The sequence below is a fragment of the Gluconobacter cerinus genome, assembly GCF_025961355.1.
Classification (GTDB): domain Bacteria; phylum Pseudomonadota; class Alphaproteobacteria; order Acetobacterales; family Acetobacteraceae; genus Gluconobacter; species Gluconobacter cerinus.
Genome location: NZ_JAOQNM010000001.1, coordinates 1,457,283 through 1,469,982, shown reverse-complemented (window position 1 = coordinate 1,469,982; position 12,700 = coordinate 1,457,283). Strand labels below are relative to the sequence as shown.

8 protein-coding genes and 1 riboswitch are annotated in these 12,700 nt (G+C 54.4%); of the genes, 4 read left to right on the top strand and 4 right to left on the bottom strand.

All coding sequences use genetic code 11. From position 1 onward, the window contains the following. Positions 1–16 precede the first annotated feature (16 nt). From M2305_RS06795 to M2305_RS06780, 4 genes are all read left to right on the top strand, one after another. Positions 17–3,127 (top strand): efflux RND transporter permease subunit, encoded by a 3,111-nt coding sequence (locus M2305_RS06795; RefSeq protein ID WP_211498315.1) that lies wholly within the window; start codon positions 17–19, stop codon positions 3,125–3,127. After that, a complete protein-coding gene (locus M2305_RS06790) occupies positions 3,124–4,635 on the top strand; it encodes an efflux transporter outer membrane subunit (protein WP_264648932.1) in 1,512 nt (503 codons plus the stop codon). Before M2305_RS06795 ends, M2305_RS06790 begins: the two co-directional genes overlap by 4 nt. 429 nt (positions 4,636–5,064) lie before the next feature. After that, on the top strand, positions 5,065–7,083 hold the full coding sequence (locus M2305_RS06785; RefSeq protein ID WP_264648931.1) for a hypothetical protein: 2,019 nt from the start codon (positions 5,065–5,067) through the stop codon (positions 7,081–7,083). 230 nt (positions 7,084–7,313) lie between these two features. After that, positions 7,314–8,825 carry a glycosyltransferase family 2 protein gene (locus M2305_RS06780; protein ID WP_211498312.1) on the top strand — a complete coding sequence of 504 codons (1,512 nt, stop codon included), beginning with the start codon at positions 7,314–7,316 and terminating at the stop codon, positions 8,823–8,825. 60 nt (positions 8,826–8,885) lie between these two features. Here the strand turns inward: M2305_RS06780 and ribH are convergent, their stop codons facing one another. The 4 genes from ribH to ribD are packed head-to-tail and all read right to left on the bottom strand — an operon-like array spanning position 8,886 to position 12,266. Further along, entirely contained in the window at positions 8,886–9,365 is a 480-nt protein-coding gene (gene ribH, locus M2305_RS06775) for a 6,7-dimethyl-8-ribityllumazine synthase (RefSeq protein ID WP_086633270.1), read from the bottom strand. Beyond that, positions 9,362–10,615: a 3,4-dihydroxy-2-butanone-4-phosphate synthase gene (gene ribB / locus M2305_RS06770; RefSeq protein WP_264648930.1), complete on the bottom strand. Its 1,254-nt coding sequence runs from the start codon at positions 10,613–10,615 to the stop codon at positions 9,362–9,364. Before ribB ends, ribH begins: the two co-directional genes overlap by 4 nt. Continuing rightward, a complete protein-coding gene (locus M2305_RS06765) occupies positions 10,612–11,250 on the bottom strand; it encodes a riboflavin synthase (protein WP_264648929.1) in 639 nt (212 codons plus the stop codon). Before M2305_RS06765 ends, ribB begins: the two co-directional genes overlap by 4 nt. Further along, entirely contained in the window at positions 11,232–12,266 is a 1,035-nt protein-coding gene (gene ribD / locus M2305_RS06760; protein WP_338085677.1) for a bifunctional diaminohydroxyphosphoribosylaminopyrimidine deaminase/5-amino-6-(5-phosphoribosylamino)uracil reductase RibD, read from the bottom strand. Before ribD ends, M2305_RS06765 begins: the two co-directional genes overlap by 19 nt. Before the next feature lie 120 nt (positions 12,267–12,386). Further along, a riboswitch (FMN riboswitch) is annotated at positions 12,387–12,548 on the bottom strand. Positions 12,549–12,700 lie beyond the last annotated feature (152 nt).

Below are 12,700 nucleotides of genomic sequence, written 5' to 3'. Positions count from 1 at the left end.
GGACGGGCCAGCCATCATGATCGAACGTTTTATCTCCTGGTGCTTCGTGCGCCGGAACATCGTCTTCTTTGCTGCCGTTCTGCTTGCCGTGATGGGAAGCATTGCGTGGCGTATCCTGCCTGTTGAAGCCTATCCGGACCTTGGGTCTGTCAGCGTTCTTGTGACGACCCAGCAGTCCGGTCTGGCTGCGGAGGAAATGGAGCAGCAGGTCACAATTCCTCTGGAGCGCATGCTTGCCAGCGTTCCCGGTGTTTCGGACAGCCGCTCCACCAGCACATTTGGGCTCTCCCTCATCACGCTGATTTTCCGCGATGGGACGGATGTGTTCTGGGCCCGGCAGCAGGTTGAAACCATTCTTGCCAGCAATCCACTGTCCAATGGTGCGCAGCCCTCCCTCGGGCCGATTTCCGGCCCGACAGGCGAGATCTATCGCTATACGCTGGAGTCAGACGACAAGAACCTGATGCAACTGTCGGACGTTCAGAAATGGACGGTTATTCCGGCAATTTTGCACGTCCCTGGTGTTGTGAGCGTCAATAATTTTGGCGGCTTCACGCGAGAATATCAGCTCGTTCTCAAGCCTTCCTCCCTGTTCCGCTATCACATCGGCCTAGAAGATATTCTGTCCGCGATCCGGAACAACAATATCAACGCAGGTGGTGGTCGGGTCACGCGAGGCGAGCAGTCCTATATCGTCCGCGGTGTAGGCATGATCCACTCCCTTGAGGACATGGGTAATATTGTCGTTGCCCAGCGCGATGGCGTGCCTGTTCTGGTGCGTGATCTGGGGACCATCCAGTTCGGGCATCAGGTGCGCGAGGGTATTCTGGGCAAGGACCATAACCCCGATACCATCGAGGGTGTGGTCACCATGCTGAGTGGTGAGAATCCGTCTGTAGTGCTGGAAAACCTGCACCAGACGGTTGCCAAGCTTCAGACACAGCTCGCCCCTCAGCACATCCGCGTCGTTCCCTATATTGATCGCGACAATCTGGTTCTCTCCACGACCCACAAGGTCACGGAGACCATGATTGAGGGTATTCTCCTTGTAGGCGTGATTCTGACGCTGTTTCTGGGAAGCCCCCGGAGTGCCATTGTTACCGCCATTACCATTCCACTGGCGCTGTCAGTTGTCTTCACCCTGATGCACTTCCTCGGCATGTCGGCGAATTTGTTCTCGCTGGGTGCGGTCGATTTCGGTGTGATTGTCGATGGTGCCATCGTCATTACCGAGACAATCCTGCGTGTTAGAGAAGAACGGCCGACCGAAGCTCTGAACTCCCAGGAAGTACTGACCGTCGCGAAGCGGGCAGGTCATGCCATCTTCTCCTCAACACTCGTCATTATCCTCGCTTACAGCCCGCTCTTTGCTTTCGAAGGAAGTGAAGGGAAGCTGTTCCGGCCGATGGCTTATACTGTCAGCTTCGCTCTGCTGGGTGCCCTGCTGTGTGCTCTGGCGCTGATTCCGTCTCTCAGCTTTCTGGCGCTCCGCAAGCCACGTCATATCTGGCATAATCGCCCGCTGGAGTGGCTGCATGGGCGCTACATCCACTGGCTTGGCCATTTCATCGATCGCCCGCTGATTGCTTATGGCGCTGGTCTTGGTGCCCTCGTGGCCGTCGTGTTTCTTGGAATCAGCATTGGCAGAGAGTTTCTTCCCGATCTCGATGAAGGCGCCCTGTGGTTGCAGGTGCAGATGCCGACCGGAATTTCAATGGAAAAAGGCGAGCAGATCGCCAACGAACTTCGAAGCGCCGTTCGGGAATTTCCGGAAACCTCTTACGCCATCACACAGCTTGGTCGATCCGACGACGGTACTGATCCTTGGACACCATCTCATATCGAGATGCCGGTTGGCCTGAAATCCTATGATCAGTGGCCATCGGGGGAGACAAAAGCCCAGTTCGTTCAGCGTCTGCATGCACGATTGTTGAAAATTCCGGGCATCGAATTTGGCATCAGTCAGCCGATCGAAGACAACATGAGCGATCTGGTGGGTGGTGCGCATAGCCCGCTCGTGCTTCGCGTTTATGGAAATGACTTCGAAGAGCTGCGCCGTGTTGGCCAGCAGATTGTCGATGTGCTGCACCAGGTTCCAGGAACGACGGAAGCTTCCATTTTCCAGGAACCGCGCATCCCGCAGATTGATGTCACGGCTGACCGTCTGGCGGCAGCGCGCTATGGCATCAACATTTCTGACATTTCAGATGCTGTGTCCTATGCAATCGGTGATGCACCAATTTCCACGGTGTATGAGGATGACCGCTTCTACAATGCTACACTGCGTATCCCTCGCAAGGATGCACAGGACCTGCAAAGCCTGTCGCAGTTTCCTCTCCTGACGGCGCAGGGGGCCTACGTTCCCCTGTCTCAGGTGGCCCGTGTAAACCTGCGCATGGGTGAAAGCAATATTGCCCATGAGCTGAGCCATCGTCAGATCACTATCCGTGTCGACAATGGCGAACGCCCGCTGTCACAGTACCTTGCCGATGCGCAGGCCCGCATTGAACAGTCCGTGCATTACGACAAGCAGAAGTACACTTTGGAATGGGCAGGCACATTCCAGCAGCAGGAACGCGCACAAAAGCGTCTTGCCGTTGCTCTGGCCGTCATGTTTGCCATGATGCTGGTGCTGCTGTTTATCGAGTTCGGTAAAATCAGACAGGCACTGCTTATTCTAAGCGTTGTTCCGCTCGCGACGCTGGGTGGCCTGATTGCGCTGCATGTGCGTGGAGAGACCCTGAATATCGCTACAGCTGTGGGCTTTATCGCCCTTTTCGGTGTGGCGGTGCAGAACGGCATCATCATGATTTCAAGCATCAACAGACATCGCGCCGAAGGCCGTTCTGTACGGGATGCCACGATCATTGGTGCAGGTGAGCGTTTCCGTCCGGTTCTGATGACGGCAACCGTTGCAAGCGCCGGTATGCTCCCGGCAGCACTGGCAACCGGCGTTGGCACGGACGTGCAGCGTGGGCTTGCAACAGTCGTCGTAGGTGGGCTTGGGATTGCCACACTGCTGACCCTCTTTGCATTGCCCGTCTATTTCAGTGAGCTTGAAATGTGGGTGGAGCGTCGGGATGCCCGTCGTCCGCGCCCGTCTGAAGAGAATGGAGCCCCGACATGAAGCGGGTTCTTAAAAATACGACCGCCCTTCTAGGGTCGGTTCTGATATCAGCCTGCGCAGTCGGTCCGGACTTTCATCGTCCGGGCCTTCCAAAGGATGTGAACTATCAAGCTACGCCACTCGCCGGGACGGTTGGCAATGCCCAAAGCGGGACAGGAGTGGCTCAACACTTCCAGAGTGGCGTGGACATTCCTGGAAAGTGGTGGGAAGTCTTCCGCAATCCGCAGCTCAATACGCTTGTTGAGCAGGCTCTGGCCAACAACCAGTCCATGAAAGCCATGCAGACAGGGTTGAAGTCTGCATGGGAGCAACGGCGGATTGAAGGGGCGGGTCTGTATCCGACGATCTCGGCCTCTTTCAACCCAACACGCAATAAGACCTCACGCGTCTACTCTCCGGTGCCGAACAACAACAGTTGGCTGTATAATGTTCATACTGCTCAGCTGACGATCGGGTATGTTCCGGATCTTTGGGGCGGAACGCGGCGCGCAATTGAGGCGGCGGGCGCGCAGGCCGAAATTCAAAAATTTCAGCTTGAAGCTACCGCTCTTACCCTGATCTCTGATCTGGTGAGCGCTACAATTGATGAGGCCACGCTTCGTGCGCAGATCGAAGCGACACAGGATCTGATTGCCGGCCAGAAATCGGCTCTCAAGCTGATTACGGCCCGGCAGAAATTCGGAGACGCGTCCGAGCAGGACATGGTGGCGCAGCTTGCTTCGGTGGCGCAGCTTGAAGCTACCCTTCCCTCTCTGAATCTTCAGTTGGCTCAAACCCGGGATCAGTTAGCTGTTCTGGTTGGGGTGGCACCCAATACTCCGCTGCCGACCTTCACGCTGGAACAGTTTACACTTCCGCAGACATTGCCGGTCTCCCTGCCCTCAGATCTTCTGAATCAACGTCCGGATATTCGGGCGGCACAGGCACAGATTCAATCTGCAAGCGCGCAGATTGGTGTGGCGATCGCCAACCGTCTGCCCAACGTGCAGCTTAGTGCCCTCCCAGGGCAGGCCGTCGGGACCATGAGCGACTTCTTCAAACCCGGATATGGAAACTGGACGATCGCTGCGACTGTCATGCAGCCAATCTTCCAGGGCGGCTCCCTCCTGCATGCCGAGCGGCAGGCACGCGACAACCTGCTACAGGCCAACGAGACCTATAAGGCCACAGTCCTGAGTGCCATTCAGGACGTCGCGGACAGCCTTCATGCACTGGACTTTGATGCTGATGCGCTGATGGCGAATGAGAGTGTCTATACTGCTACGGGGAAGAGTCTGAAGATTGCTCAGGCTCAGCTTCGCTTGGGAGATGTCAGTGAGCTGATGGTGCTTCAAGCCCAGCAGTCTCATGCTCAGGCGCGCCTAGCCTATGTTCAGGCCCAAGGCGCAAGGTTCTCTGATAGTGTGGGTCTGTTCCAGTCCCTTGGCGGCGGCTGGTGGAACCGTAATGACCTGGGGATGACTCCTGAAGCACAGAAAGCTCTCGGAAAGTCTCTGCTGCCCTGGTAATTTTTGCGCCAAAAATCATCTTTTACCATGAGAGTGTTTTTGACTTTTGAGTCTGAGACGCTCTCTTGTTGACGAAACTCAGAGCCAGTACGGCATTGTTTCGCCAACATATTTTTCTTGGCCTCTCTCGTCCTGCCATCATAAATTTTAGAAGAAATGCCGGGTCATGCAGTATGACGTCTTACTGCATCTCCACCACTTTCGTTTCAGGAACACCCCCTGTTTTCCGATCGGGAAAACGTTTGACGCGCGAGAGGCACAGGAGTCTCTAATGTGCTGACATCAGCTTCTAATTGACTTTTTGAATAAAAAATGCATTAATTAAGGCATTATAGGAATAGTGTATTCCTGTATAATATTTCCCTTAAAATAAATGGTTTCAATATGGATTTAAATTTTCCAAGGAAACCGGGTTTCCTTATTGCTGTTTTGTCACTTCTTTCTGGAGTGATCGGATATTCCCCTTCTTTTGCCGGGGATGTTCCACTTTATTACAAGACATCTACAGGCTCTATTGCCCCTGTTACCGTAGGGACAGGTATAAATTCGCAGGGCTATCCCGTTGTTCCCACTTATAAAGGCAAAGACGGGGCGTGGCATTCCACAACTGTTATTGCCCAAGTCTGCGGAACAAATGCCGATGGCACTCCTGTTGCATGCAATATAGCAGACCAACTCCCCTCAAGTGTCCTGACTACAGCAAAAATCAATGTGCAGTCAGGCATTGCTGGCCTGAATGATCAGGCTCAGGTTACGGCTGGGGTCAACACAGCTTCACAAATTTTGACACAAACAGGTTTATCTGAAGGGAATCAGGGGAGTATTCCCCTAAATCTGACGAGTAATGGCTGGCAGGGCGATGCTCCATCCCATCTCGCAGGGCCACGAATTACTGTTGGTGTTTCCATGAACAATATGGCCGATCAAATGGCCATGTTTGGTGGACATCGCCTGTACGATAGCGTTTTCAGCAAGTTCTATGCCCTTCCATATGGTGTTGGAGATAATGGAGGATGTGTCCATTCTTCAGTCATGACCTATGCCCCGGGAACAGGCGCTAACTGTGGTGCAGGGGGTTGGGACGCCGTCACGGAATACGAACTCGCAACCAACAATCCGCCTTGGTATATTGCTGGTGCAGATTTTCCAGATGAAAATGGGACGTCCCATAGTGTGACGTTTACAACGTCTGGCGCAATTATTCGACCAGCTCTGCCCGCAAGCTACACTGACTACATGCACTACCACATGAATGTCATGACCAATATTGTAGCCGGACCAACGCTTTATTCAGGTCTGTCGCTGGATGGTGTGCAGGGACATCGCAATCAGGACCAACAGTTCTACGGAGGCATGCTGGAATCATGGAAAAATGATTCTGACAGTACTGGAACATTCACGCAGTTTACGATGACCGGACAATGGCAGCCTATCAGTGGCTCTGCCGTTGATAGTGGACACGTGCCACAGGTTGGCACTCAAAACACAGCGTCAGCCGCCGATCGAGTAGATGCGCTGGATCAAACCCAGTATGCCGAATTCACGCATCCTTTCATTGAGTTTGGGACGTACATCAAACACTTCACACGTAACACCAGCTGTGAAGTCATCATCAAATCCGGAACAGATGGCGAAGCCATGAAACGGTTGGGTCTTTCTCGCAAATGCGATGAAGAACTCGACAACTGGTATCATGGCCCAGACTACGGCGCGACCATGCATGGTTTGACCATCGGGGCAGGGTTCGACAATAAGGTCAGCCAGGATAGCTATGGTCTTTCAGTCGCGGGCCTCTGGCCGGAAGGCATTCGGGCGTGGCTGGGCTCCGACGGAATAGATTTTGATGGAGACGCTTATAAAGTTGGCTCCCGGATCGGTTCAGCCGCTGTTGTGGGCACGAAAAAAATGATTGCTGAGTACTGGCAGGAGCCAACAGCAAACATTGGGTACCTGGAGAGCGTCAAACTTTGGTCTCAAACTGATACTCTCTCAGAGACCAATAATGCTAATACGGGGGGAGCAGCCGCGAATGGTATGGATGTTTCCTATTGGTTTGGTCCACGCCAGTCATCTTCATCATTTAACGTAGACGGTACATTTGAAGCAGCGATTGCCTTCAATCCTGGCTGGGCCAAAAATGGTTTGGCTTTGTGCGGGTCTAATGCAGCATCGTTTGATATGACGTCTTCAGGGGCGGCGTGCCTCACAGTCGATAGCTGGGGTAATACGTCGACGACAGGTTCCTTGGCAGCAGGGAATGGTTTGACTGTGAGCAGTGGCACGACAACACTCAAAGACGTAGTAGCTACGTCTTACAAGGAAGCGTTGAAAACACCTGCTTCCAGCTCTGCGCCCTGTCAGGTCGGAGAATTTACTGATGATGAAAACTACCATTATGTCTGTGTTGCAGACAATTCCTGGAAACGAGTTGCTTTAAGTTCATTTTAATTTTTTAATATTTATGTTTTGAGCGGGTTTAATTTACTTTTTTATTCGCACACACAAAAAATCTCTTAATTTTCTTGGGTCATGTGTCTTTATCCTCCTGTTTTCTACTGGATAAAGACATCCCAACAGGGCTTCCCCTACGAGGAGAGTCTCGGGTATGCAGGCAGACAGCATCTGGTTGCCTTGTTTTTGCAGCGCCGGGTCTCTCAAGCTGAGGAGTGCTTTCCCCCATGGTGCCGTCATCTGTAGCTATCGCCCTATTCGTCAAGAATGAATTTTCTGACATTGCAGGATGGATTGCCTGGCACCTCGGGCTGGGAGTGAAAACCCTTTTCATTTTTGATGATCACTCCACAGACGGAACATGGGAAATCATTCAGGCTGCGGCCAAGTCTTTTAATATTCGTGCTTTTCAAACCGACCCGGTAGCAGAACCCGATTTCTACTGGCGTCAGCGAAACTGCTTTATGCAGGCTGCTGAAATGGCCAAAGGTCATTATGCCTGGCTCGGATTTCTGGACGGCGATGAATATGTTTACTTTCGTCATGCAAACAGCCTTCCAGAATTCCTTGAACGCTTCCCCCATGCCGATGGGCTCGCGTTAAGCTGGCGTATTCAAGGGAGCTCCGGACGGGTCGTTCGCCCCCGTAAAATGACAGTCGAAGCCTTCACTCAGCATTCGACACCGGAGTTGGGCGACAATGTTCTCGTCAAGAGCTTTGTCAGACCGGAATGCATGGGCGACACGTATCATAACCCACACTGGTTTGACGTCCCGGCAGAACGCTATGTCAGACCCAATGGGCAGTATGTTCCTTCAGCGAATGCCGTGCAGGAAATTGACTGGGAAGATGCTTTTGTCCTGCATTACATCTGCCGCAGCATGGAGCACTACATCCAGCGCATCAAACGCCGCCTGAATGCCGATCTCAGTGACAGTCTCGGCTATTGGGACCATTTTGATCGCAATGACGTCGAGGACTTTGAGCCTCTTCGGTTCATTCCGAAAATTCGCCCGATTCAGGTCAGCATTAATCGAAATATGGTCGCGCGGGCTATTGAGGATTTAAGAAAGCAGTATCCTCCCACAGTAGCGATTTCAGATTACGAGGGTGAAATACTGGAATCCCGTGTCTTCAGCATTCACTCTGCATATTTTGAGACACAGCTCTGTGTTGATGCCAGTACGGGAGATGTCTGCCACGCTTCTCCTGCGGTGATGTCCGAACGTAGCTTGTTACCCGTGTATGGTGCCGTTTTCGCTGATACGCCCGATTTGATTACGTTCTTCGTGCGCGACGGTGTGCATGTCGAGCACAATCGTGCGCTAAAAGTTTTTGGAGACGACAGGGTTTTCAGTGAACTGACTTATCAGATTGCGAAAACCATACAGGACAAGCCTGAAGGGACAGCGCTGAGAACAACTCTCTCCGGAGAATACCTCTGCTTCATTCTTCCTCATGATGGTATCGGACAGGTAGAAGCTAATCGCAGACAGGCAAAGGACTGGGAAGAAGCGTCACTCAGGCCCGAGTTTAATGTCACGTATAGCTGGCAGAGGATGACGGCACCTTTACCAACATCTGGAAAGATGACGTTTGATTCTTTAATCACCTGGCTTCGGAATGAAAAAGACGCTCCAAGCATCTATCTTTTCCTGAAGATGATCGCTCTTCTATCACCCAGTGATCGCGAGAAACTTCATAGACATGTCCCCGGACTTCTCTGGGGATTTATTTGAAATTGAAAAGACCGGGCCAAGGGATCACTCACCCAAGGCCCGGGATATAAAAAGCTGGTTTTACGCTGAAACCGGCACGTTCCGAAGGAAAGCTACGCTTTCCACACAGGCCGCAGCAGCTTCACGGCCTTTGTTCTCAGCGTCTTCCCGTGAACGGGCAACAGCCTGTGCTTCGGTGTAAGTTGTCAGGATACCAAACGCGACTGGCACTTCCGTTGCGAGCTGAGCCTGCATGATACCGATGGTTGCACCCAGCGAGATAAACTCGAAGTGGGCGGTGTCTCCCTTGATGACGCAGCCGAGGCAAATCACGCCCTCATATTTGCCCGATTTGGCCAGGCGCTGGGCAAGAAGCGGCAGCTCAAACGCGCCAGGAGCATCATAGACGTCCACATCCGTAATGCCGCGCTCTTCCATCCATTCGAGCGCCCCGTTCTTCAGTCCACCTGTGATACCAGTGTTAAAACGGCTGACGATGATCGCCATTTTGGGGGCTGGAGAAAGGCGCAGGTCAGGGGCGACGGGAATATGCTTGCTCATGCGGGCTGTTCCTGGAGAAAATGGCCCATCCGCGTCCGCTTGGTGGCGAGATAGGCCCGGTTAAAAGGGTTGGCTTCAATTTCCAGTCGCTCGCGGGACTGCACATCAAAACCGAAGCGGACAAGGTTGGATTCCTTGTCCGGATTGTTCGTCAGAAGGCGAAGGGAGGTGACGCCCAGATGCCGGAGCAGGTCAGCGGCTGCATCCCATTCACGGGCATCCGCGGGCAGGCCCAGAGCCTCGTTTGCCTCTACGGTGTCCATGCCGCCATCCTGAAGCTCATAGGCCCGGATCTTGTTGGCAAGGCCAATACCCCGGCCTTCATGACCGCGCATATAAACCAGCACGCCGCATTCAGAGGCCGATATCCGCTCAAGAGCTTCCCGAAGCTGAGCGCCGCAATCGCACCGCAAAGAACCCAACGCGTCACCCGTGACACATTCTGAGTGCAGTCGAACCAGCGGGGTTCCCTGAGACGGATCTCCCTTCACGAGGGCTACGTGTTCGACACCGTCTATGGCCCGGAAAGCATGGATCTTCAGATCATGGCCACCGAAAATGCTGGGAAGAGCAGACACAGCCACCATTTCACCGGTAGCAGGGACTGGTGTGCTGATCAGTTGAGCATCATCCACGGAGCCACGCCCGTGCTCGCGGCACCACTCCTGCAAGTCCGCAATACTGACGACTGGCATTCCATGCTTTGCGGCGAAGCGGCGTAATTCGGGCAGGCGCATCATGCTCCCGTCGTCCGCCATGATTTCGCAGATCACGCCCGCAGGCTCGAGGCCAGCGAGACGCGCAATATCGATCGACCCTTCCGTGTGGCCGTTACGGGCAATTACACCCTCTGGATGAGCGCGCAGAGGAAAGATGTGGCCCGGCGAGATGACATCGGCTGCTGTTGCGTCAGGGCTGGCAGCAACAACGATTGTCCGGGCACGGTCTGCGGCCGAAATGCCAGTGGTTACGCCTGTAGCCGCCTCAATGGAAACTGTGAAGGCCGTGCCCCGCGGGTCACGGTTGCGGCTGACCATGGGGGGTAGACCAAGACGGTCCACCTGCTCAGCTTCCAAAGGAAGGCAGACCAGACCCCGCGCTTCACGCACCATGAAATTGATGGCGTCGGGAGTAGCGAACTGCGCCGCCATAACCAGATCGCCCTCATTTTCACGGTTCTCGTCATCAACCATGACGACCATGCCACCTGCGCGAATGGCTTCAATGGCAGCTTTCAGGGATGGCTTCATGACGCAACCTTTCCAAGTGTAGGCGAGAAGCGCAGCAGGTTTTCGACGTACTTGGAGAGTACATCGACCTCCACGTTCATGCGTGTTCCGACTGTGAGGGACGAGAGGTTCGTATGGTCCCAGGTATGTGGGATGATTGTCAGACCAACCTCAAATCCGGACTGGTTTCCCCGAACGATATCATCATGCAGTTCGTTGACCGTCAGGCTGATCCCATCGAACGTGATGGAGCCTTTTTCCACGACATACTGGCGCAGGGCCTGTGGGACGAAAATGCGGAGGGCGTAAGAGTCTCCGGATTTTTCGACACTGGCAAACGTGGCAACATTATCGACATGTCCCTGCACGATATGCCCGGACAATCGGGTATTGGCTGCGACCGCACGTTCCAGATTGACGCGGGAACCGGCTTTGAGCTGCTCCAGAGGTGTCCGGGAGAGAGTTTCGCCGCTCAGATGGAATGTTGCCACGCCAGCCGCATCAAACGTCTCAACCGTCAGACAGACGCCATTCACTGCGACGCTTTCGCCTAGCTCAAGATCCGGAAAGCCCGTTTCGACGGTCAGGTCCATGGCCTTGTCACGGAGGGATACGGCTTTGACAGTACCCAGACGCTCTATGATTCCAGAGAACATGCGCTTTCCCTCAGCAGTCGTAGCGGGCTCTCGTCCCGCGATTGAAGTTCGATGTGATCAGTGTCGCCGTCTTTGCGGATGGTCAGCCAGTCGTCCCATAGACCAGCGTCGGACACTGTTTTCAGAAGAGATGGACCGGCTTCCACCATGGCCCAGTTCACGCCGCGCTCGGCCAGCATGGCGGGTACAGAGAGAAGGTCAGGACTGATCAGAACCGTGAATCCGGCCTGTTCCATCCCGTTTTTCCAGTCTGCGGGCAGACGCCCCTGCCGATCACACACTACAAGAAGGCGTGGGCCGCGATCCGCGTGATCCGCTACCCGACGCACTGTAAAGCGCGGCTTGTCAGCCAGCACGGTTCCGATGCCCGTGATGATGGCATCGGTAGCGCGGCGGAGACGATGAGCCAGCGTCAGTGAGGCTTCGGACGTGAACGTCGTATGTCCCGTCGGTGGAATCATCGTACCATTTGAATCCAGAGCCTGCTTGACGCTGATCCAGGGACGATGACGAACGACACGACTCAGGAAAGGCGCCAGCAGGGCACGGCAGTCGCGTTCAAGATCTGCCATTTCCGGGACATCCGAAAGGAATGTCACGCTGCGCCCGTTCGGCATCTCCCGCAGCCGCTCTGCGCCGCCGGCAGCCTGCGGATTAGGATCAGCAACGCCGATCCAGACATGCTCGACGGGACTATTGCGCAGCGCTTCACTGCAGGGAGGTGTACGCCCCGTGTGATTGCAGGGCTCAAGCGTCACAATTGCGGTGCGCACATCGCCCAGAACGCCGGCATCGCGAGCCTGTGCAAGAGCCATTGCCTCCGCATGAGGCTGCCCGACCCTCGGATGAACGCCGATGGTAAGAACACGACCTTCTGCATCGAGCAGTGCGCATCCGACAGACGGATTCGGAGAGGTTGCTCCCAACGTGTCGGCCGCATGGTCAAGGGCTAAGCGAAATCCTGCTCGGACCTGGCTTGCGCTCGCTGCGCTGGAAAAGGTGGTTTGTTTCAACAAGGCTGCGGTCACGGTCCCATTATTCGGGACGTTCGCAGGGCGCACGCCGCCCTCAGCCGATGCTCGCGGTAGGAAAGTGCGAAGATGCACGCTCCTCCCACCCGAGCAATCGGGCAAGTGCTGCGTTCTCTCTCATCCGGACTATGACCGTCGGCTCCGGAGTCTCACCGGATCTGCTTGACCCTTCCTATCCGTGGATAAGAAGGCGCTCGCGGGCTTAGGAGGGACCGAAATCCCTTCAATACCGCCGGTGGGGAGTTTCACCCCGCCCCGAGAACGTCTGTTCAGTCAGGGATATGAGACCGGGAAATCACAGATTACAAGTAGAATCGAACACAAAGAGACGTGAAAACTGCTTATGTGTCATATTTCGTGATCTTGTAGGTTTTCCTAAGCCCCATAGAAAAAGCCGCCAGAGAGGACTCTGACGGCTT